This is a genomic window from Streptomyces sp. NPDC029164 (assembly GCF_055563995.1).
The window spans coordinates 86,722-108,810 of sequence record NZ_JBVHWW010000014.1 but is presented as its reverse complement, the minus strand read 5'-3'; the positions used below and the strand labels follow the sequence as shown (position 1 = coordinate 108,810).

Annotated in this window: 18 protein-coding genes; 5 read left to right on the top strand and 13 right to left on the bottom strand. The window is 68.9% G+C overall.

All coding sequences use genetic code 11. The features are described from left to right. Positions 1–122 precede the first annotated feature (122 nt). The 6 genes from ACZ4VT_RS15835 to ACZ4VT_RS15810 all read right to left on the bottom strand — a co-directional run bounded on the left by ACZ4VT_RS15835 (position 123) and on the right by ACZ4VT_RS15810 (position 8,638). Positions 123–1,610, bottom strand: coding sequence for an amino acid permease (locus tag ACZ4VT_RS15835; RefSeq protein WP_467949973.1), 1,488 nt, complete (start codon positions 1,608–1,610; stop codon positions 123–125). A gap of 132 nt (positions 1,611–1,742) precedes the next feature. Further along, positions 1,743–3,659: a 1-deoxy-D-xylulose-5-phosphate synthase gene (dxs, locus tag ACZ4VT_RS15830; RefSeq protein ID WP_467949971.1), complete on the bottom strand. Its 1,917-nt coding sequence runs from the start codon at positions 3,657–3,659 to the stop codon at positions 1,743–1,745. Between the two features lie 262 nt (positions 3,660–3,921). Then, complete coding sequence (locus tag ACZ4VT_RS15825; protein ID WP_467950081.1) at positions 3,922–5,211, bottom strand: sugar ABC transporter permease; 1,290 nt, start codon at positions 5,209–5,211, stop codon at positions 3,922–3,924. A 26-nt stretch (positions 5,212–5,237) separates the two neighbouring features. Further along, a complete protein-coding gene (locus ACZ4VT_RS15820) occupies positions 5,238–6,026 on the bottom strand; it encodes an ATP-binding cassette domain-containing protein (protein WP_351585531.1) in 789 nt (262 codons plus the stop codon). A gap of 164 nt (positions 6,027–6,190) precedes the next feature. Next, on the bottom strand, positions 6,191–7,306 hold the full coding sequence (locus ACZ4VT_RS15815; protein WP_467949969.1) for a substrate-binding domain-containing protein: 1,116 nt from the start codon (positions 7,304–7,306) through the stop codon (positions 6,191–6,193). 117 nt (positions 7,307–7,423) lie between these two features. Then, positions 7,424–8,638 carry an ROK family transcriptional regulator gene (locus tag ACZ4VT_RS15810; RefSeq protein WP_467949967.1) on the bottom strand — a complete coding sequence of 405 codons (1,215 nt, stop codon included), beginning with the start codon at positions 8,636–8,638 and terminating at the stop codon, positions 7,424–7,426. A 489-nt stretch (positions 8,639–9,127) separates the two neighbouring features. Here ACZ4VT_RS15810 and ACZ4VT_RS15805 point away from each other — a divergent pair, with 489 nt between their 5' ends. Both ACZ4VT_RS15805 and ACZ4VT_RS15800 read left to right on the top strand, forming a co-directional pair. Then, on the top strand, positions 9,128–9,433 hold the full coding sequence (locus tag ACZ4VT_RS15805; RefSeq protein WP_467949965.1) for a cation transporting ATPase C-terminal domain-containing protein: 306 nt from the start codon (positions 9,128–9,130) through the stop codon (positions 9,431–9,433). A 170-nt stretch (positions 9,434–9,603) separates the two neighbouring features. Continuing rightward, complete coding sequence (locus ACZ4VT_RS15800; RefSeq protein WP_467950079.1) at positions 9,604–9,759, top strand: hypothetical protein; 156 nt, start codon at positions 9,604–9,606, stop codon at positions 9,757–9,759. Between the two features lies 1 nt (position 9,760). On the opposite strand, the gene ACZ4VT_RS15795 is transcribed toward ACZ4VT_RS15800, so the two are convergent. From ACZ4VT_RS15795 to acnA, 4 genes are all read right to left on the bottom strand, one after another. After that, positions 9,761–10,687 carry a carbohydrate ABC transporter permease gene (locus ACZ4VT_RS15795; RefSeq protein ID WP_351287467.1) on the bottom strand — a complete coding sequence of 309 codons (927 nt, stop codon included), beginning with the start codon at positions 10,685–10,687 and terminating at the stop codon, positions 9,761–9,763. 13 nt (positions 10,688–10,700) lie between these two features. Beyond that, a complete protein-coding gene (locus tag ACZ4VT_RS15790) occupies positions 10,701–11,645 on the bottom strand; it encodes a carbohydrate ABC transporter permease (protein WP_467949962.1) in 945 nt (314 codons plus the stop codon). 42 nt (positions 11,646–11,687) lie between these two features. Then, positions 11,688–13,112: an N-acetylglucosamine/diacetylchitobiose ABC transporter substrate-binding protein gene (gene ngcE / locus ACZ4VT_RS15785; RefSeq protein WP_467950077.1), complete on the bottom strand. Its 1,425-nt coding sequence runs from the start codon at positions 13,110–13,112 to the stop codon at positions 11,688–11,690. Between the two features lie 295 nt (positions 13,113–13,407). Further along, entirely contained in the window at positions 13,408–16,137 is a 2,730-nt protein-coding gene (gene acnA, locus ACZ4VT_RS15780; protein WP_467949960.1) for an aconitate hydratase AcnA, read from the bottom strand. Positions 16,138–16,640: 503 nt separating this feature from the next. Between acnA and ACZ4VT_RS15775 the strand changes: the two genes are divergently transcribed. Both ACZ4VT_RS15775 and ACZ4VT_RS15770 read left to right on the top strand, forming a co-directional pair. Next, positions 16,641–18,170, top strand: coding sequence for a helix-turn-helix domain-containing protein (locus ACZ4VT_RS15775; RefSeq protein ID WP_467949959.1), 1,530 nt, complete (start codon positions 16,641–16,643; stop codon positions 18,168–18,170). A gap of 201 nt (positions 18,171–18,371) precedes the next feature. Then, complete coding sequence (locus tag ACZ4VT_RS15770; RefSeq protein ID WP_467949957.1) at positions 18,372–18,938, top strand: hypothetical protein; 567 nt, start codon at positions 18,372–18,374, stop codon at positions 18,936–18,938. On the opposite strand, the gene ACZ4VT_RS15765 is transcribed toward ACZ4VT_RS15770, so the two are convergent. Then, positions 18,907–19,860 carry a MerR family transcriptional regulator gene (locus tag ACZ4VT_RS15765; protein ID WP_467949955.1) on the bottom strand — a complete coding sequence of 318 codons (954 nt, stop codon included), beginning with the start codon at positions 19,858–19,860 and terminating at the stop codon, positions 18,907–18,909. The two genes, ACZ4VT_RS15770 and ACZ4VT_RS15765, sit on opposite strands and share 32 nt — an antisense overlap. A 160-nt stretch (positions 19,861–20,020) precedes the next feature. On the opposite strand from ACZ4VT_RS15765, the gene ACZ4VT_RS15760 reads away from it, so the two are divergent. Beyond that, on the top strand, positions 20,021–20,794 hold the full coding sequence (locus tag ACZ4VT_RS15760; RefSeq protein ID WP_467949953.1) for a hypothetical protein: 774 nt from the start codon (positions 20,021–20,023) through the stop codon (positions 20,792–20,794). A 31-nt stretch (positions 20,795–20,825) separates the two neighbouring features. Here ACZ4VT_RS15760 and ACZ4VT_RS15755 read toward each other — a convergent pair whose 3' ends face one another. Both ACZ4VT_RS15755 and ACZ4VT_RS15750 read right to left on the bottom strand, forming a co-directional pair. Further along, positions 20,826–21,731, bottom strand: coding sequence for an RNA polymerase sigma-70 factor (locus tag ACZ4VT_RS15755; protein WP_467949951.1), 906 nt, complete (start codon positions 21,729–21,731; stop codon positions 20,826–20,828). Further along, on the bottom strand, positions 21,728–22,033 hold the full coding sequence (locus ACZ4VT_RS15750; RefSeq protein WP_467949949.1) for a putative quinol monooxygenase: 306 nt from the start codon (positions 22,031–22,033) through the stop codon (positions 21,728–21,730). The genes ACZ4VT_RS15755 and ACZ4VT_RS15750 overlap by 4 nt, the downstream gene beginning before the upstream one ends. Positions 22,034–22,089 lie beyond the last annotated feature (56 nt).

Below are 22,089 nucleotides of genomic sequence, written 5' to 3'. Positions count from 1 at the left end.
GGCCCAGCCCCCCCCCCCCACTCCCTCCCCCCCCCCCCCCCCCCCCCCCACACACCCCCCCCCCCCCACCCCCCCCCCCCCCCCCCCCCCCCGCTGCGTCGTGTGCGGCCGGCGGGCGGCGCTCAGAACTTCGCGTCCTGGCCGACCTGGTGCAGACGGCTGTTGCGGTAGCTGTAGAGGAAGTAGAGGACGATGCCGACGGCCATCCAGATGCCGAAGCGCAGCCAGGTCTCGGCCGGCAGGTTGAGCATCAGCCAGAACGAGGCCGCGATCGACACGATCGGGATGAACGGCACCCACGGGGTCCGGAAGGACCGGTGCAGGTCGGGGCGGGTCTTGCGCAGGACGATCACGCCCAGCGCGACCACCACGAAGGCGAACAGGGTGCCGATGTTCACCAGTTCCGCGAGGGTCTCCAGGCTGGTGAAACCGGCGACGATCGCGATGACCCCGCCGAGCAGCAGGGTCGCCCGGTAGGGGGTGCGGTACTTCGGGTGCGTCACGGAGAAGACCCGCGGCAGCAGTCCGTCACGGCTCATCGCGAAGAACACGCGGGTCTGGCCGAGCAGCAGGATCATGCACACGGTGATCAGACCGACGGCCGCGCCGAGGCTGATGGCACCCGAGAAGAACGGCTGGTTCACCGATTTGAAGGCTTCGGCGAGCGGCGCGGTCGGGGACATCTCCGAGTACTTCTGCATGCCGGTGACCACCAGGGTCACGGCGACGTAGAGCACCGTGCAGATCAGCAGCGAGCCGAGGATGCCGCGCGGCATGTCCCGCTGGGGGTTCTTGGTCTCCTCGGCCGCCGTCGCCACCACGTCGAAGCCGATGAAGGCGAAGAAGATGAGCGAGGCCGCCGTGAAGATGCCCATGACGCCGAAGTTCGTGGGCTCGTAGCCGAAGAGCAACTGGACCAGGGGCGAGTGCCAGCCGCTGACGCCCTCGGCCTGTGGCTGGGCCGGCGGGATGAACGGCGAGTAGTTGTCGGCCTTGATGAAGAACAGGCCCGCGACGATGACCAGCAGCACGACCGTGACCTTGATGGCGACGACGACCGCGGTGATGCGGGCCGAGAGCTTCGTCCCGACGACCAGGATCCACGTCAGCACCAGGACCAGCAGGAACGCCAGCAGGTCGAAGTGGCCGCCGGCATCGGGCCCGGACAGGGAGGTCGGCAGGGTCCAGCCGAGGTTGGTGTCCATGAGGTGGCGCACGTATCCGGACCAGCCGACCGCGACGACGGCGGTGCCGAGGGCGAACTCCAGCACCAGGTCCCAGCCGATGATCCAGGCGGGCAGCTCACCGATCGAGGCGTACGAGAAGGTGTACGCGGATCCGGCCACCGGCACGGTGGACGCGAACTCGGCGTAGCAGAGCGCCGCGAGAGCGCAGACGATGCCCGCCGCCACGAAGGCGAGGGCGGTGGCGGGTCCTGCGTTGTTCCGGGCCGCGATGCCCGTGAGGACGAAGATGCCGGTGCCGATGATGACACCCACACCGAAAACCGTCAGGTCCCAGGCGGAGAGCGACTTCCGGAGCGCGTGTTCCGGCTCCTCCGTGTCGCGGATGGACTGCTCCACCGTCTTGGTGCGGAAGGGGCTGTTCATATCCCTACTCACCGACGCACCTCCGAAACAGGTGTCGACGCACGCGAACGGGCCGGGAGGCCCACCCCTTCAAGGGTGATCTCCCGGCCCGTGACGTGCAACCGCGCGGCGATCTAGTGGCTGGTACCCGTCCTAGTCGACGGCGGTGGCCGGCTCGCTGTCGTAGCGCCCGTCCAGCTTCGCCACCAGGCCCGTGACCTGCCGTGCGATGTCCGGAGCGGTCAGCCCGATCTCGGCCATGACCTCCTTGCGGGAGGCGTGGTCGAGGAAGCGCTGCGGGATGCCGAAGTCGCGCAGCGGTACGTCGACGCCCGCGTCCCGCAGGGCCTGCGCGACGGCGGAGCCCACGCCACCGGTACGGCCGTTGTCCTCGACGGTGACGACGACCCGGTGCTGCTCCGCGAGCGGGGCCAGGGCCTCGTCGACGGGCTTGACCCAGCGGGGGTCGACCACGGTCGTGGAGATGCCCTGCTTGTCGAGCAGGTCCGCGATCTCCAGGCACATCGGGGCGAGCGCGCCGACGGAGACGAGCAGTACGTCCGGCCGGGTGACCTCGGGGGCCGGGGTGCGCAGCACGTCCATGCCGCCGATCCGGCCGACGGCCGGGACGGCCGGGCCGACTACGCCCTTCGAGTAGCGGACGACGGTCGGCGCGTCCTTGACCTCGACGGCCTCGCGCAGCTGGGCGCGCAGCTGCTCGGCGTCGCGCGGGGCGGCCAGCCGCAGACCGGGCACGACCTGCATGATCGACATGTCCCACATACCGTTGTGGGAGGCGCCGTCGGTGCCCGTGACACCGGCCCGGTCCAGGACGAAGGTGACCCCGCACTTGTGCAGGGCCACGTCCATCAGCACCTGGTCGAAGGCGCGGTTGAGGAAGGTGGCGTACACCGCGAAGACCGGGTGGGCGCCGCCGGTGGCGAGGCCCGCCGCCGAGGTGGCGCCGTGCTGCTCGGCGATGCCGACGTCGTAGATCCGGTCCGGGAAGGCGTCCGCGAACTTCTTCAGGCCGACCGGCTGGAGCATGGCCGCGGTGATGCCGACGATGTCCTTGCGCTCCTTGCCGAGCCGGACCATCTCGTCGGCGAAGACGGAGGTCCAGCTGGCGGCGTCGGTGGAGACGGGCAGGCCGGTGTCGGGGTGGATCGGACCGATGCCGTGGAAACGGTCGGCCTCGTCCTGCTCCGCGTGGGTGTAGCCGCGGCCCTTCTGGGTGAGGCAGTGCACGATGACCGGGCCGCTGAAGCGCTTGGCGCGCTGCAGGGCGGACTCCAGGGCCTCGATGTCGTGGCCGTCGATGGGGCCGATGTACTTCAGGCCCAGGTCCTCGAACATGCCCTGCGGGGCGATGAAGTCCTTGAGGCCCTTCTTGGCGCCGTGCAGGGTCTCGAAGAGCGGCTTCCCGACGACCGGGGTGCGCTCCAGGATCTCCTTGCCGCGGGCCAGGAAGCGCTCGTAGCCGTCCGTGGTGCGCAGGGTGGCCAGGTGGTTCGCGAGGCCGCCGATGGTGGGGCCGTACGAGCGCTCGTTGTCGTTGACGACGATGACCAGCGGGCGGTCCTTGGCGGCGGCGATGTTGTTCAGCGCCTCCCAGGCCATGCCGCCGGTCAGCGCGCCGTCGCCGATGACGGCGGCGACGTGGTGGTCCTCGCGGCCGAGCACCTCGTTGGCCTTGGCGAGGCCGTCGGCCCAGCCCAGCACGGTGGAGGCGTGCGAGTTCTCGATCACGTCGTGGTCGGACTCGGCGCGCGAGGGGTAGCCGGACAGGCCGCCCTTGGAGCGCAGGTTGCCGAAGTCCTGGCGGCCCGTGAGCAGCTTGTGGACGTAGGCCTGGTGGCCGGTGTCGAAGAGGACCTTGTCCTTGGGCGATTCGAAGACCCGGTGCAGGGCGATCGTCAGTTCGACCACGCCGAGGTTGGGGCCGAGGTGCCCGCCGGTCTTGGAGACGGCGTCGACGAGGAAGGACCTGATCTCTGCGGCGAGCTGGTCGAGCTCCTCCTGGCTGAGCCGGTCCAGATCGCGCGGTCCCTTGATGCGGGTCAGCAGCACCCGTGCCTCCTTGCAGTTGCTTGCTGGTCTGTCGAGTCTAATGTTCCGCTGCGGGACGCGGTCATCGGGCCGTCCCGGCGGAGTCACACCTTTGTCATACATGTACGCACCACCACGCGGCCACACATCACATACGGGCGTATACCCGCACAGGAGTGCCCGCACATGTACGCACGGATGCCCGGCGCCACGTGAAGTGGCGCCGGGCACTGTGACCGGTCTTACCGCCGGATGCCGCTCCGGCGGGCAGTCGGCCGCGCCGTCAGGCGCGTCCGGCCGTCTTCTGGGTCTTGCGCGAGACCGAGTCGATCACCACGGTGGTCAGCAGCACCGCACCGGTGATCATGTACTGGATCGGCGTCGCGATGCCTTCCAGTGCCAGACCGTACTGGATCGAGATGATGACCATGACGCCGAGGAGGGCGTTCCAGGTCCGGCCCCGGCCGCCGAAGAGGCTGGTGCCGCCGATGACGGCCGCCGCGATCACGTTCATCAGCAGGTCGCCGGCGCCGGCGCTCTGGTTGGCGGCCGCGATCTTGGAGGCCCAGAACAGACCGCCGATGGCGGCGAAGGTGCCGGAGATCGCGAAGACCGTGATCCGGATCCGGGTGACGTTGATGCCCGCGCGGCGGGAGGCCTCGACGCTGCCACCCAGTGCGAAAACGTTTCGCCCGAAGGTCGTGCGACGGAGCACGAAGTCCGTGACGACCAGCGCCAGCAGGAAGAGCACCACCGCGAGCGGCAGGCCCTTGTACTGGTTGAACACCACGGCGGGGCCGAAGGTGAACACCGCGAGCAGGCCGGTGCGCAGCAGGATCTCGGCGAGCGGCCGGGAGGGCATCCCGGCGGCGTCGCGGCGCTTCGCGTCGAAGAAGGCCGCGAGGAAGTAGCCGGCCACCGCGAGCGCGGCCAGCCCGTAGGCGACGGCCACGTCCGAGAAGAAGTACGTGGTCAGCTGGCCGACCACGCCGTCGGAGTCGATGTTGATCGTGCCGTTGCTGCCGAGGATCTGCAGCATCGCGCCCAGCCAGAACAGCAGGCCCGACAGGGTGACGGCGAAGGCCGGGGCGCCGATCCTGGCGAAGAAGAAGCCGTGGATGGAACCGATCACGGCGCCGCCGGCCACGGCCGCCAGGATCGCCAGCCACTCGTTCACGCCGTGCGTGACGGCGAGGACGGCGACGATCGCGCCCGAGACGCCGCTGACGGAGCCGACCGAGAGGTCGATCTCGCCGAGCAGCAGCACGAAGATGATGCCGATGGCGATCATGCCGGTGGCGGTCATCGTGATCGCGATGTTGGTGAGGTTCTCCGGGGAGAGGAAGTTCGAGTTCAGCCCCTGGAAGATGGACCAGATGACGATCAGGCCGATGACGACGGGGATGGAGCCCAGGTCGCCGGCCTTCATCTTGCGCTTGAACTCGCCCACGTAGCCGGCGAGGCCCTGCTCCCTGACGAGGAGGCGGGGGTCCACGGCCGGGATCGCGTCGTGGGCCGCCGCCGGGTTGACCGGGTCGATGTACTCCTGCGAGCCGGCGGGGCCCTTGCCCAGTGGATCGGTGGCGGGGTTCTGGGTGCTCACTTGCCGGCCTCCGAGGTGCGGGCCGCCCGGCGGGTCACGGCGTTGTCCGTGGCACCGGTGATGGCGGAGATGATCTCTTCCTGCGAGGTGTCGGCGACGTTGAAGACACCGTTGTTGCGGCCCAGCCGCAGGACCGCCACCTTGTCGGCGACGGCCTTCACATCGGCCATGTTGTGGCTGATGAGGATGACGGCGTGGCCGCGCTCGCGCAGCCGCTCCACGAGGTCGAGCACCTGTGCGGTCTGCTCGACGCCGAGCGCGGCGGTGGGCTCGTCGAGGATGACGAGCTGGGGCTCGCCCAGCATGGAGCGGGCGATCGCCACGGTCTGGCGCTGACCGCCGGAGAGCGAGGCGATGGGGATACGGACGCTGGGGATCCGGATGGACAGGGTGGTCAGGAGCTCGCGGGCGCGCCGCTCCATCTCCACCTCGTCGAGGACGCCGTGGCGCTTGAGTTCGCGACCGAGGAAGAGGTTGCCGACGACATCGATGTTGTCGCACAGCGCCAGGTCCTGGTAGACCGTCGCGATGCCCAGGTTCTGGGCGTCATGGGGCTTGCCGATGGAGACCGGACGGCCCTCCCACTCGATGACACCTTCATCGATGGGGTGCACGCCGGCGATCGTCTTGACCAGCGTGGACTTTCCGGCACCGTTGTCGCCGACGAGGGCGACCACTTCACCGGAGTGGATCTCGAGTTCTACGTCGGTCAGGGCCTGAACGGCGCCGAACCGCTTCGAGACCCCTCGCAACGCCAGCACGGGCGCAGCGGACACATGAACCATCTCCTTCGCCGCCTGACCGGCGGGGATGTCGTGCAAAAGAGCAGGAGCGGGGCGAATGGGGGGGAGGATCGTTTCTGCCCGGCGCCCCGCCGCGTGGCGGGGATGAGGTGGGCGGGGCGCCGGTCAGGCACGGGGGCCGCCTCGCGAGGAGGCGACGGGGGCCGCTACTTCAGGCCGGCCGCGGCGCAGGCCGCCGCGTACTTGTCGGTGCAGATCTCGGCGACCGAGTAGACGCCGTCCTTGACGACCGTGTCGTTGATGTTGCCCTTGGTCAGCGAGACGACCGGGATCAGCACCGACGCGACGCCCTTGGTGGTCGGGCTGTCGACGGTGGAGGTGGTGATTCCGTCGAGCTTCTCGCCCTTGGCGAGGGCGACGGCCATCTTCGCGGCGGCCTCGGCCTCGGGGGCGTACGGCTTGTAGACGCTCATGAACTGCTCGCCCGCGACGATGCGCTGCACACCGGCGAGTTCGGCGTCCTGGCCGGTGACCGGCGGCAGGGGGGAGACGCCGGCGGCCTTGAGGGCGGTGATGATGCCGCCCGCCATGCCGTCGTTGGCGGAGTAGACGCCGATGACCTTGTCCTTGCCGAGCGCGGAGAGCGCGGCCGCCATGTTGGTGTTGGCGTTCTCCGGCTTCCACTCGACGGTGTCGTACTCCTTGCCGACGTTCACCTTGCCGTCGAGGACGGAGTGCGCGCCGGACTTGAAGAGCTTGGCGTTCGGGTCGGTGACCGAACCGTTCATCATGACGATCTGGCCGTCCTTGGCCTTGTCGCCCAGCGCCTCCAGCAGCGCCTTGCCCTGGACCTTGCCGACCTCTTCGTTGTCGAAGGAGGTGTACGCGTCGATCGGGCCCTCGGCCAGGCGGTCGTAGGCGATGACCGGGATGCCGGCCTCCTTCGCCTTCTTGACCGAGCCGGCGATGGCCTTGGAGTCCACCGCGTCGACGATCAGGACGTCCACCTTGTTGGTGATCATCGTGTCGACCTGGGAGTTCTGCGTGGTCGCGTCCTGCTTGGCGTTCGCGTAGACGACCTGACCCTTGCCGCCGGTGAGCTCGGCGACCTTCTTCTCGATCAGCGGCTTGTCGAACTTCTCGTAACGCGCGGTCTGGTTCTCCGGCAGGAGCAGGCCGACCTTGATCGCGTCGCCCTTGGCAGCGCCGGAGGACTCCTTCGTCGTGTCGCCGGCCTCCTTCGCACTGCCGCAAGCGGCGAGCGAAACGGCCATGGCACCGGCGGCAACAGCTACGGCGGCTCTGCGCATACGCGTGTTCATTACTTGAACCTCCCTGACGAGGCCGCAGCACTGCGGCCGAGGTGGATGTGAGTCAACCCCGGCCGCGTTTTGCCGTCAAGGAGTGAATCCTTAACGAGATGACAACGGTGCCATCCGTTATCTACCTGAAGGCAAGACGGCGGGAGCTCGCACTCCACTTCCATGATCTGACAAAAGTGTCGAATCGCCCATCTCGCTGAGTACGAGCGCCAGCGCGCCCAGCACCTCGGCCCGCCCGCCCAGGGACCCGGTTAGCACCGACAGTTGCCGCGCCGCGCTGGGAATCGCGTACCTCCCCACTGATTCACGGATGGGGGCCAGGACGAGTTCACCGGCCTCCGCGAGCGAGCCGCCCAGCACCACGCGACTGGGGTTCAGGAGGTTGCACAGACTGGCCACGCCGCTGCCGATGTGGCGGCCCACGTCCGTGATCACGCGGCGGCAGCCCGGATCCCCGTCCCGGGCCAGTTCGACCACCCGCTCCATCGTCAACTCCGGCCCGTGCGTGCCCTGGAGCAGCGGCAGGACGTACCGGGCGGCGGTGAAGGTCTCCAGGCACCCGCGGTTGCCGCAGCGGCAGACCGGGCCCGATTCGTCCAGCGTGATGTGCCCGATCTCGCCCGCGGTGCCCCCCGGTCCGCGGTAGATCTCGCCGTTGATGACCAGGCCGGCGCCGACGCCGCTGGCCACCTTGATGTACGCCAGGTCCTTTACTCCCCGCCCGCTCCCCCAAACGAGCTCACCGAGGGCTCCGAGGTTCGCGTCGTTGTCCACGTACACCGGCACGCCGAGGCGCTGCGAGAGCTCCTGGCGGGGGTTGATGCCCGCCCAGCCCGGCAGGATCGCGGTCGAGCCCAGGGTCCCGGACTCCACGTCGATCGGGCCGGGCACGCCGAGACCGACGCCGATGACCTTCTCCAGCCCGACCCCGATGTCCGCGATGAGCCGCCCGACCAGGGCTTCGGCCCGGTTGAAGCCGTCCGCCCAGGAGGCGTCGACGTCCAGCGGCTCGGACTCCTCGGCCAGCACCTGATGGGCCAGGTTCCCCACCGCCACCCGCAGGTGGGTGTGGCCGAAGTCGACGCCGATGACGATCCCCGCGTCACCGCTGAGCGAGACGCTGCGCGCGCGCCGGCCCCCCGCCGAGGTGTCGGTGACCTCGACGGTCCCGCCGTCCTTCAGTTCCCGGACGATGTTGGAGACCGTGGCCGCCGACAGTCCGGTGGTGCGGGCGATCTCCGCCTGGGTCAGCGATCCCGCGAGCCGCACCGCCCGCACGACCCGTTCGAGATTCGCGCGATGCAGCGAGGACTGCGATCCGGGAGTCTGCACGACTCATCCACTCCTGCCCATAAGCGACGGCAAGCCGTCGCCCCCCGGCCGGGACACGTCGCGGTTTCGCGCTTCGAGACCCCGGCGTCTCTCCAACTTGTGAACCTTAAGTCGAGCCTTTGCGCATCCACACGTCAAGAGGCTGACACGGCACGAAACGGCCGTACTGGCCGAAAGGGGGAGGGAACCGGCCCCTGGATCGTGCTACGGCCGCTGAGGCGCCGGTCCTCTGCGGCCTTCCCGGCCGGATCGGGCGCCCGTCATGACAGCGCTGCGCGAGGAGGTGTTCGGGATGAGTCCCGATCGAAGTCCTTGCCGCGCTCTCCTCGGCTGACCTGTTGATCAGCTGAGCTCTGCCCGAGTGCGCACGGCCGCGGTTCACCGCTGTCCCGTGCCCGGTCGCGTTTCTTTCCATTCTCTTCCTTCCGCGTGCCCCGGCAGCTCCGCCGCGCACGCACCCCCGGGCTCCGCCCCCGGCCATGGCCGGGCGTGTCCCGGGACCCCTTCCAGCCGATGCTCGCGATCATCCTGCCGGTCCAGAACCTGGTCTACGACATCTCGCAGCCGGCGACCCCGTGGGACCGGATGGACGAGGACTACCTGCGCAGGCCCCGGAACTGGGACGCCAAGGGCATCGGCCGCTTCATGATCACCATCGGCCCGGTCAGCTCGGTCTTCGACATCTCGATGTTCCTGATCATGTGGCACGTCTTCGGGGCCGACAGCGAGGCGAGCCAGTCCCTCTTCCAGTCCGGCTGGTACTGGTACATCCGCACGTTCGGCACCTGGCTCTGAGCGGAGGACGAGCCGATGACCAGTGAGTGGATCATGGCGGGCCACATGGCCGCGGCGTTCGGCTTCGGGGCCGCGATCGGAGTGGAGCGGTGTGCCTGGAGGCGGAGGCGGCCCACATCCGGCACCGGCTGGCCGGCGCGCTCGCCAGGCCGGGGTACCAGCTCCGGTAGATCCGCAGTGCGGACGGGCCGGACCCCGGCAAGGTGACCGTGTCCGCGCTGCTGACCGCCGAGGGCGAGGGGGCCCGGGCGCTGGAGAAGGCGGTCGGCAACCTCTCGCTCGACCCCTCGGCCTCGGCGGTCGGCTGGTCGGTGGTCCCCGGCTGACCTACTTCAGGGTGGCGGACGTCAGGCCGGCCTGGATCTGGCGCTGGAAGGACAGGTAGACCACCAGCATCGGGATCATCGCGATCGTCACGCCGGCGAACAGCACCGGCAGGTCGGTCTCGTACCCCTGCTGTTGCTGGAGCTGGATCAGGCCCTGGGTGAGCAGGTAGCGCTCGGGGTCCGATCCCGTCTGGGGCTGCATCAGCACGGAGGGCAGGATGTACTGGTTCCACTGGCCCAGGATGTTGAATATCCCGACGCTGATCAGGCCGGGCTTGGCCATCGGCACCATCACCTGGAAGAAGATCCGGGTGTCGGAGGCCCCGTCGATCACCGCCGCCTCGTGCACCGCCGTCGGCAGCGTGCGGAAGAACGAGTGCATGAAGAAGACGGTGAACGGCATCGAGTAGGCGACGTACACGAGGATCAGGCCCTGGTACGTGTTCAGCATGTCGAAGCGCTTGACCATGAAGAACAGCGGGACCAGCGCGAGGAAGACGGGGAACATCGCCCCGCTGACGAAGAAGTAGTAGATGAACCGGTTCCCCGGGAAGGGGTAGCGGGCCAGGACGTACGCCGCCATCGAGCCGAGCAGCATGGTCAGCGGGACCGAGAACACCATCACGATGAGCGTGTTGGCGAAGTAGTCGCCGATGCCCTTGTCCCAGGCGCGGCCGAAGGCGTCGACGTTCCAGTTGGAGGGCCAGCTGAGGGCCGAGCCGCCGATCTGCGCGTCGGTCTTGAAGGAGCCGAGCGCCAGCCAGATCAGGGGCAGGACGATCAGTATGGCCCAGACGGCGAGGAAGCCGTGGGAGAAGACGTTGAGGACCATGCCCTCGGAGCCCTTGCCGCCCCGTTCCCCGCTCGGGCCGGCTCCCCCGGACCGCTCCGCGGCCTTTTCGCCCGGAGCCTTGATCACTGTGGTCATGAGGTTCTCCCGCTCAGAACTCGATGCGCTCGCGGCGGGTGGCGCGCAGCGTGATGACGGAAAGGATCATGGTGAGGACGAGCATGACCACGCCCATGGCACAGGCGTAGCCGCTCTTGCCGAAGTAGAGGAAGTTCCTCATCAGCACCGTGGCCATGACCTCGCTGTGGTGGTCGGGTCCGCCGCCGAACTGGCCCGAGGTCATGGTCGACACGAGGACGAACATGTCCATCGCGGCGATGCCCAGGTAGACCGCGGAGGTCTGTACGGAGTCCCACAGCAGGGGCAGCGTGACCTTGAAGAAGGTCTGGGCGCGCCCCGCCCCGTCGAGCAGGGCGGCCTCGTAGATGTCCTTGGGGACGGACTGCATGGCCGCCGAGAAGAGCACGAGGTAGAAGCCGACCCCGTGCCAGACGACCACGAGGAGCAGGCACCAGAGCACGAGCCTCGGCTCGTTGAGCCATTCGATGGGGTGCAGCCGGTCGACCAGGCCGAGCTTGATGAGGACGCCGTTGAGCAGGCCGCCCTCGTCGGTGCGGTACACGGCCCCGAAGAGCACCGCGAGGATGGCGAGGGAGAGCACCTGCGGGAAGAAGTAGACGATCTTGTAGAAGCCCGATCCCCGCACGCCCTGCACCCCGCCGGCCCCGCCCCGCCCGCCCGCGTTCACCATGAAGGCGAAGAAGAGGGCGAGCAGGATGGTGACCACCGGGACGAACACCAGGAGCAGCAGGTTGTGCCACAGGGCGCCGCGGAAGACCTCGTCCTTCATCAGGGCCGTGTAGTTGTCCACCCCGACGAAGTCGAAGGTCGGCGACTGGCCCGTCCAGTTGGTGAAGGAGTAACCGAACGTCTGTACGTACGGCCAGATGACGAAGGTCAGGTACAGCGCGAGGGGTGCGAGGAGGAAGCCGGCGATGAAGCCGCTCCGTCCTCTGCCCTGGGCTACTTGGCTCATGGTGTCCGTCCCTGGTGTGCCGGTGACCGGTGGGGCGTGCGATCAGCTGCGACGGTTGTTCTTGGCGTTCGGGTCCTGCGCCGCCTTGTTTACCGCAGCCTGAGCCCGCTTGATCCACTCCTTCGGCTGAATCCGCTTGGCCATCAGCTCATTGGACGCGTCCTGGATGGCCGTGTCCATCTCGCTGTACCAGTCGGGGTAAAGGTAGTTGAAGGTATTCGTCCCCGCCGCCTTGAGGGCGGTCACCGCGGACTGGGTGCCCGGCCGCAGCTTGACGCCCGGGTCCACGCCGTCCTTGACCACGGTGAGCGAGTTGGCCTGCTGGGCGAAGATCGTCGACCACTCGCGGGAGAGCATCGAACGGATGAACTCCAGGCCGCCGGCCTTGTTGGCCGCCTTCTCCGGAACGATGAAGGGCTCGCCGGCGCCGGCCCGGATGGCCTCGAAGGGCAGCTTGCTGTCGGCCAGCAGCGGGACCGGCAGGAACTGCATGTCGAAGTCGTCGGGCGTCTGCTTGAGCTGCTCGTTCTCCAGCCAGGAGCCGGAGGGGATGAAGGCGGCCTTGTACTGGTTCCACGCGGTCTGGGACTCGGTGTGGGTGAGGCCGTTGGTGCCCGGCAGCAGCAGGTCCTTCTCGACCACCTCGTAGACCGCCTCGACGGCGGCGAGGGCGGCCGCGCTGCCCTCGAAGGCGTTCGGCTCCAGGTTGTCGATCGCCTTCATGGCGTCCAGACCGCCCTTCTTGGCGATCAGGTCCATGATGACGACGTTGATGTAGTACGGGAACTTGCCCTGGTGGGCGAGTCCGCCGATGCCGGCCTCCTTTGCCTTCGCGCAGACCCCGAGGAACTCGTCCCAGGTCTTGGGCGGCGTCCAGCCCTTCTCCTTGAAGAGCTTGCCGGAGTACCAGAAGCCGAAGACGGTGTAGACGTAGTTCAGGGAGACGAACTTGCCGCCCTGCGTGCCCTGTTCGATGGTGCCCGCGATCAGCAGGTCGCGGACCTTCTTGCTCGGGTCGTCGAGCGAGGGCGCGTCGAGCACCGGGGTGAGGTCGGCGAGCTGGTTGCTCTTGAAGAGCACGTCGAGCTTGATCTTCTGGGCGCCGGAGTCGTCGACGACATCCGGCGGGTTCCCGCCGTTGAAGCGCGTCTGGAGCTTGCCGGTGATCTCCTGGGTGCCGAGGTGGGAGCTGGTGGTGCCCCACTTCTTGTCGAAGGCGGCCTCCCAGGCCTTCGCGTAGTCGTCACCGAACCCGCCCTTGAAGACGACGACGTCGAGCTTGCCGCCCTTGGCCACGCCGAAGGGGTTCTCCTTGGTCACCGCGGCCTTGTCCGGCCCCTTCGTCGTGTCCTCACCGCCGGAGGCGCAGGCGGACAGGAAGCTCATCGTGGGCACCGAGATCAGTCCCAGCGCCGCGGAGCGCTTGATCAGGTCACGGCGGCCGAGGCCCTCACCAGTGGATCCCATGCTCATGTCCTCGCCTTCGTCAGAAGTGTGAGGGAGGCCGGAAATCACGACGGCACCGCGCATGCGGACATCACCGCAGGTCCCCGCCATCCCCCGGTCCGGCGCCGCTCAGTACCGCGGCGATCCGGACGGGCACAGGTATAGTCCACTTCCGCTCGTGTGAGCAAGATCATGCACACGGTTGCCTGTCAGCTTTTCCGAGTTGAGACCTCCCCGAAACCTGGCCCCGGCCGGAAAAGGCGGAAGGGCCGTACCCCCTTAACGGGGATACGGCCCTTTGGTGCCGCTACGGTGCTCAGCCTCGGATGAGGTTCCGGAGCACGTACTGCATGATGCCGCCGTTGCGGTAGTAGTCCGCCTCACCCGGCGTGTCGATGCGGACGACCGCGTCGAACTCCACACCGGTGTCGGTGGTGACCTTGACGGTGCGCGGGGTGGTGCCGTTGTTCAGCTCCTCCACACCGGTGAAGGCGAAGGTCTCCTCGCCGGTGAGGCCCAGGGAGGCGGCGGTGGCGCCCTCCGGGAACTGCAGGGGCAGGACGCCCATGCCGATCAGGTTGGAGCGGTGGATGCGCTCGTAGGACTCGGCGATGACGGCCTTGACGCCGAGCAGCGCGGTGCCCTTGGCGGCCCAGTCGCGGGAGGAGCCGGAGCCGTACTCCTTGCCCGCCAGGATGACCAGCGGGATGCCGGCGGCCTGGTAGTTCTGCGAGGCGTCGTAGATGAACGCGACCGGCGCGCCGTCGACGGTGAAGTCGCGGGTGAAGCCGCCCTCGGTGCCCGGCGCGATCTGGTTGCGCAGGCGGATGTTGGCGAAGGTACCGCGGATCATGACCTCGTGGTTGCCGCGGCGGGAACCGTACGAGTTGAAGTCGCGGCGCTCGACGCCGTGCTCGGTGAGGTACTTGCCGGCCGGGGTGTCGGCCTTGATCGCACCGGCCGGGGAGATGTGGTCGGTGGTGACCGAGTCGCCCAGCTTCGCCAGCACGCGGGCGCCGGCGATGTCGGAGACCGGGGTGGTCTCCATCGTCATGCCCTCGAAGTAGGGGGGCTTGCGGACGTAGGTGGACTGCGGGTCCCACTCGAAGGTATTGCCGGTGGGGATGGACAGCGCCTGCCACTGGGCGTCGCCCGCGAAGACGTCCTGGTAGGACTTGCTGAACATGTCCTCGCCGATGGCGTTCGCCACGACGTCGTTGACCTCGGCCTCGGAGGGCCAGATGTCCTTGAGGAAGACCGGCTTGCCCTCGGTGTCGATGCCGATGGCCTCGGTGGTGATGTCCACCTTCATGGAGCCCGCGATGGCGTACGCGACGACCAGCGGCGGGGAGGCCAGGTAGTTCATCTTGACGTCGGGGTTGATCCGGCCCTCGAAGTTGCGGTTGCCGGAGAGCACCGAGGTGACCGCGAGGTCGTGCTCGTTGATCGCCTTCGAGATCTCCTCGTCCAGCGGACCGGAGTTGCCGATGCAGGTGGTGCAGCCGTACCCGACGAGGTTGAAGCCCATCTTGTCGAGGTACGGGGTCAGGCCGGCCTTGTCGAAGTAGTCGGTGACGACCTTCGAGCCCGGGGCCAGGGTGGTCTTGACCCAGGGCTTGCGGGTCAGGCCCTTCTCGACCGCCTTCTTGGCCACGAGCGCTGCGGCGACCATGACGTAGGGGTTCGAGGTGTTGGTGCAGGAGGTGATCGCGGCGACGGTGACGGCGCCGTGGTCGATCTCGAAGGAGGTGCCGTCGGCCAGGGTGACCTGGGTCGGGCGGCTCGGCACGCCGTTGGTGGCGGCCGGGGCGTCGGAGGCCGGGAAGGACTCCTTGCCCGCCTCGTCGTCGTCCTCGACGTAGTTGCGCACGTCCTGCGTGAACTGCTGCGCGGCGTTGGCGAGGACGATGCGGTCCTGCGGGCGCTTCGGGCCGGCGATGGAGGGGACGACCGTGGAGAGGTCGAGCTCCAGCTTCTCGGAGAAGTCCGGCTCGGCGGCCGGGTCCAGCCACAGGCCCTGCTCCTTGGCGTACGCCTCGACGAGCGCGACCTGCTGGGCGTCGCGGCCGGTCAGGCGCAGGTACTTCAGGGTCTCGTCGTCGATCGGGAAGATCGCGGCGGTGGAGCCGAACTCCGGCGACATGTTGCCGATGGTGGCGCGGTTCGCGAGGGAGGTGGCGGCGACGCCCTCACCGTAGAACTCGACGAACTTGCCGACGACGCCGTGCTTGCGCAGCATCTCGGTGATGGTGAGCACCAGGTCGGTGGCGGTGGTGCCGGTGGGCAGCTCGCCGGTCAGCTTGAAGCCCACGACGCGCGGGATCAGCATGGAGACCGGCTGGCCGAGCATCGCGGCCTCGGCCTCGATGCCGCCGACGCCCCAGCCCAGCACGCCCAGGCCGTTGACCATGGTGGTGTGCGAGTCGGTGCCGACGAGGGTGTCGGGGTACGCCTGGCCGTTACGGACCATGACCGTGCGGGCCAGGTGCTCGATGTTGACCTGGTGGACGATGCCGGTGCCCGGGGGGACGACCTTGAAGTCGTCGAAGGCGGTCTGGCCCCAGCGCAGGAACTGGTAGCGCTCCTTGTTGCGGCCGTACTCCAGCTCGACGTTCTGCGCGAAGGCGTCCTTCGTGCCGAACTTGTCGGCGATGACCGAGTGGTCGATGACCATCTCGGCGGGCGAGAGCGGGTTGATCTTCGCCGGGTCGCCGCCGAGGGCCTTCACGGCCTCACGCATGGTGGCGAGGTCCACGACGCAGGGAACGCCGGTGAAGTCCTGCATGATCACGCGAGCCGGCGTGAACTGGATCTCCTCGCTGGGCTGGGCCTGCGAGTCCCAGTTCCCGAGCGACCGGATGTGGTCGGCGGTGATGTTCGCGCCGTCCTCGGTACGGAGCAGGTTCTCCAGCAGGACCTTCAGGCTGTAGGGAAGGCGGGCGGAGCCCTCGACCTTGTCCAGCTTGAAGATCTCGTACGACTCGTCGCCCACCTGCAGCGTGCTGCGGGCGTCGAAGCTGTTCGCCGACACGACAGTCTCCTTCATGCATGAATTCGCGCGTATAACCGCATCCTGCCGCCACGCCCCTTGGCCAATCCGCTAAGGTAGGGCTAAGTTAGGTAACCCTTACCAGCGGGGGCGGCTGCGGTACGCCTTCGGCAGATATCTCGATGTCGAGATAACTCTAGTACATGTCCGGGTCCGGGGACGAGGCGCGCACCCGCGGACCGGCTCCGACCTGCCGCCGACCCGCCGCGGACGGGGCTCCAGGGGCTGCCGCGGCGGCGCCCCGGGCCGCGACGGGCGAGCCGCCGGGGGGCAGCCCCTCGGCGCGACTCGGCACGAGCCGCCGGCCCCGCTCCTCCCCCACGGGATCGGCAGCGGCGGCGACCCACTCACCCGTCTGCCCGGCCGGACCGCCGAGGCATCACGCGCATGCGGAGCCACTATGGGATCTGACGGTCAATAACCCCCAAATCGCCCACCTGACACACCCATCCGGCATACCCAGCGCGGGAGTCATCTCATATCTGAGATAACGTGCCCCCATGGCAGACGACTACCTCGTACGCATCGGCAAGCTCATCCGTGACGCCCGTCAACACCGGGGCTGGACACAGAGTCAGCTCGCCGAAGCACTCGGCACCAGCCAGAGTGCCGTGAACCGGATCGAGCGCGGCAACCAGAACATCAGCCTTGAGATGATCGCCCGCATCGGCGAAGCGCTCGACAGCGAGATCGTCTCCCTCGGCTACGCCGGCCCGATGCACCTGCGAGTGGTCGGCGGCCGCCGGCTGTCGGGCGCCATCGACGTCAAGACGAGCAAGAACGCGTGCGTCGCCCTGCTCTGCGCCTCGCTCCTCAACAAGGGCCGTACGGTGCTGAGGCGGGTGGCGCGCATCGAGGAGGTCTACCGCCTCCTGGAGGTGCTGAACTCCATCGGCGTCCGCACCCGCTGGATCAACGACGGCGTGGACCTGGAGCTGATCCCGCCGGCGCGCCTCGACCTGGAGGCCATGGACGCGGACGCGGCGCGCCGGACCCGGAGCATCATCATGTTCCTCGGCCCGCTGCTGCACCGGATGGACAGCTTCCGCCTGCCGTACGCCGGCGGCTGCGACCTCGGCACCCGCACCATCGAGCCGCACATGATCGCCCTGCGCCGCTTCGGCCTGGACATCACCGCGACCGAGGGCATCTACCACGCGAAGGTCGAGGCCGGGGTCTCCCCCGACCGCCCGATCGTCCTCACCGAGCGCGGGGACACGGTCACCGAGAACGCGCTGCTGGCCGCGGCCCGGCACGACGGCGTCACCGTCATCCGCAACGCCTCGTCCAACTACATGGTCCAGGACCTCTGCTTCTTCCTGGAGGCGCTGGGCGTCAAGGTCGAGGGCGTCGGCACCACCACCCTCACCGTCCACGGCATCCCGAACATCGACGTGGACGTGGACTACTCCCCCTCCGAGGACCCGGTCGAGGCGATGAGCCTGCTCGCCGCGGCGGTCGTCACGGAATCGGAGCTGACGATCCGCCGGGTGCCGATCGAGTTCATGGAGATCGAGCTCGCGGTACTGGAGGAGATGGGCCTCGACCACGACCGCTCGGCGGAGTACGTCGCGGACAACGGCCGCACCCGCCTGGTGGACCTCACCGTCCGCCCGTCCAAGCTCGAAGCCCCGATCGACAAGATCCACCCGATGCCGTTCCCCGGGCTGAACATCGACAACGTTCCGTTCTTCGCGGCCATCGCCGCCGTCGCGCAGGGCCAGACCCTGATCCACGACTGGGTGTACGACAACCGCGCCATCTACCTGACCGACCTCAACCGCCTCGGCGGCCGCCTCCAACTCCTGGACCCCCACCGCGTCCTGGTGGAGGGCCCCACCCGCTGGCGCGCCGCGGAAATGATGTGCCCCCCGGCCCTGCGCCCGGCGGTGGTCGTCCTCCTCGCGATGATGGCCGCGGAGGGCACCTCGGTCCTGCGCAACGTCTACGTGATCAACCGCGGCTACGAGGAACTCGCCGAGCGCCTCAACTCGGTCGGCGCCCAGATCGAAATCTTCCGCGACATTTAAGGGGGCCGCGGGCCAGGACGCTTTTCCGTCCCCCTGCTCCGCCTGTGGGCCGTCGCCGGCGTCTCCGCTCCCGCGGAAACCCCGTCGACGGCCCGGGGCGATCGCCCAGCCCTCGTGGCCCCTGACCCGCAGACAGGGAAACGTAGAGTGGATCTTCCGCGCACACGCACCATGTCCGTAATTTCAGCTCTCGGAGCGGGTGTGGCGATCGGCGCGCTGGGTGCGCTCGCGGCCACATTCGACGGCCCGGTCTTTCACGTGGTGAACCTGGTGTTCTCCGCGGGATGGTCGTGGGCGTGCCTCGCCTTCCTGATCGGATGCACCCGGCCGTCGAAGACGGAGTCGGCCTGGCTGGCCTCTTCGGCGCTGGGCATCGGCGTGGCCGTCTACTACCTGCTCAAATATCTGAGCCCCGTCGCGCCGATCGGAATGACATCCGACGGCATGAGCAGCGAAGGCGTGTCCTCGGGAATTCTGATCTGGGGACTCTGCGCTTTTCTTTTCGGAGCCCCGATGGGACTCTTCGGCAATCTGGCGCGGATCCCCGGAATCGGCGGACTTTCGTTCCGTCTTCTGGTGCCGCTCATCGCCTATGTCGAGACCTCTGCCCGCCTGAAGGTGGAGGCGGACGCCGCGGGCGCTTTCGCCGAGGTCACCTGGAGCACGATTCGCGTGATCGCCGTCCTCGTCGCCGTGGCGCTCGTGGCGCACACGGCGTGGGAGTGGGGGCGCTCGCTCAAGGGCGGCCGTTCCGCAGGGCCTGGATGAGCCAGGGGTACACCGGGATCAGGTTCGGTACGACCTGCCAGCCGTTGACGATCCACACCAGCCGCCAGTAGCGGTCCACCCGGGGATCGTGGGCTTCTCCGAACCGCTGGGCCATCCACTCCCGGAAGTCCCTGTCAGGGGTGCGTGCGAAGGCCTCGGCGAAGCGGTGCACGAGGTCGTCGATGACGGGCGCGGCCCGGTCGCTCAGCGGGTCGATGCCCGACTCCATGGCCTCGGTCACCTTCTGACGGGTGAACTCCGTCAGTTCGTCGCCGGCCGCGCTCTCGATGTCGGGCGTGCGCCCGGCGGCCTGCCACCCGGCCGTCCGGCGCATCCGGGCCCGAAAGTCCTCGTCGCCGACCAGCGCGACGAGTTCCACCCACGCGGCGACCTGCTCTTCGGACGGTTCGTCGGGGAGGTCGGGAAGGGCCGCGCGGACCATGGCCACCGCGGCGGGATCGGCCTCCGCCCTGCCGAAGGTCCCGAAGGTCCCGAAGGTGCCCTCGACGAAGTCGTCGGTCAACCGTCGGCGTTCCTCGGCGGACAACTGCGTGAGCCTGTGCATGAGCGTGATCTCCTCAGGGCTGGACCCGCCGGCGGCCACGGCTCGCAGAACGCTCCGGCGCCGTTGCAGCACCCGGATCTGGACGTCCGTGGCGTCGGCGTGCGCCGCGGCGACGTCCGCCACCGAGAGCTCGCGGTCCAGTACCCGCCGGACCGTGGCCAGGTCCATGCCCAGCTCGCGCAGGGTACGCAGGAGTTCCAGACGGAGCAGTGCGTCGAGGTCGTAGAGCCGGTAGCCGGCGGGGGTTCGAGTGGTCGGCGCCACCACCCCGGCATCGGAGTAGAACCGGATGGTCCGCACGGGCAGGCCCGTCCGCCGGGAGAGCTCGCCGATCGAGTAGAGGGTCGTGGCGTCCATGTCCCCCACTCTGCTGTCTCCAGTCACTGGAGACTCAAGGGCATTTCCCGGCCGGGCCGCGACCAAGATTTCTTCGGCCGCATCTCCCGTACCGCTCGGTACAAGTTTCAATCTTCTATACGCTCGCCGGGCCCATCACGTCCCGTCAGAAGGACTCCACGTGACCTACGCGCCGCCGTACCCGCACCCGCAAGCGCCCGTACGGCGCTGGTGGCAGCACCCGGCACTGATCATCACCCTGCTGGTCCTCATACCGCCCGCCGGCATAGCCCTCGCCTGGCTGAGTCCGTGGAGCCAGGTGAAGAAGGTCGTCGCAACGGTGCTGGCGGGGCTCTGGTTCCTGACCCCGTTCCTGGGCGATTCGCCGAAGAAGTCCGCCGCCGATGCCAAGCCGCAGCCGGCCGCCACCCAGCCTGTCGCCGCCGCCGCCACGCCGCCGGCCGCCACACCTCCGGCCGCCGCCTCGACGGCACCCACGCCGACGAAGAGCACGGACCCGCTGATGCCCGCCGTCGTGGGCAAGCCCTTCGGGGAGGCGGAGAAGGTCGTCGAGGACCTGATCGACAAGGAACTCACCGCGTTCAGCGCGTACAACGACGTGGAGCTTCCCGCCGCCCACGCGGACTGGGTCGCCTGCTTCCAGAGCCCCGCGGGGGGAACGAAGCTCCTTCCGCAGTACGCGAACACGAGCGTGCACCTCGTCGCGCCCGGCACGCCGTGTCCGGCCGAGCAGAACACCGATCTCCACCCGAAGTCCACGCCCACGCCCCCCACGGACGACGACGACACCTCGTCCGGCGGTACGGGCGGCGGGAGCGCCGGCACCGTCACCCCGGGCGCCTACTGCTCGACGTCCGGAGCGACCGGGATCGGCAAGACGAACGGCAAGCTCTACACCTGCAAGGGCCCGGGCCAGAAGCGCTGGCGTCTCTGACCCCCGGGCGGGGGTCGATCCGCCGGACGGGTCAGCGCAGGGTGAGTGGGGTCTCGGTGGCGACGCGGGTCAGTTTTTCCGGGTTGCGGACGTAGTAGAGGCCGGTGATGCGGCCGGCGTCGACGCGGACCGTGATGACGCCGTCGATCTCGCCGTTCACCCGCAGGAAGAGCGCCGGGTTGCCGTTGACCACGGTGGGGACGGCGGTGAGCGTGCTCCGGGACTTGCCGGCGCCGCCGAAGACGAAGCGGGTCACCTTGTCCGCCCCGATGACCGGGCGAACCGCGGCCTGCCTGATGCCGCCGCCGTCGCTCATGAGGACGACGTCGGGGGCGAGGACGTCGAGGAGGCCCTGTAGGTCCCCGGTTTCGAGCGCGCGCCGGAACGACTCCAGCGCCGCTCGGGTCCTGCTCGCGGAGACCGTCTCGCGCGGGCGGCGGGCGTCCACGTGCAGACGGGCGCGGTGTGCGATCTGGCGGACGGCCGCGGGGCTCTTGTCGACGGCGGCCGCGATCTCCTCGTAGCCGACGTCGAAGACCTCGCGCAGCACGAAGACGGCGCGCTCGGTCGGCGACAGCGTTTCGAGGACGAGCATGAGGGCCGTCGACACGCTCTCGGCGAGCTCGGCGTCCTCGGCCACGTCCGGGGCCGTGAGCAGCGGCTCGGGCAGCCAGGGGCCGACGTACGACTCCCTGCGGCGGGACAGGGTGCGCAGCCGGTTGAGCGACTGCCGGGTGGTGATCCGGACCAGGTACGCGCGCTGTTCGCGCACCTGCCGCATGTCGGTCTCGACCCACCGCAGCCAGGTTTCCTGGAGGACGTCCTCCGCGTCGGCCGCGGATCCGAGCATCTCGTAGGCGACGGTGAAGAGCAGGTTGCGGTGGGCGACGAAGGTCTCGGTCGCCGCGTCGGCGGCTTGGTCGCGGCCTCCGGTCACAGCGCGCCCTGTGTCGTTCCTGCCGGGCGGGGCTGGAGGATCGTGACGTCGGCGGGCTGGTCGCGCAGGGCGTTCAGCTCGGGTCCGAGCTTCGCCATCACCTCGCCGCCCGCGTGCGCGTCGAGGTCCGCCCGGCTCGCCCACTTCTCGATGATCACGATCGAGGTGCCGTCGGTGTGCAGCGCGTAGAGCTCGCAGCCGGGCTCGGCGTGGACGGCGTCGATGTGGCGGGCGTACGTGGCCAGCGCCTCCTCCAGCAGCCCGGGCTTCGGGTGGACCACGGCGGTGACGACGACGGACATCGGGAACTCCTTCAACGAAACGGGCCTTGGCGGGCGTTGGCCGGAACTGACCGGCG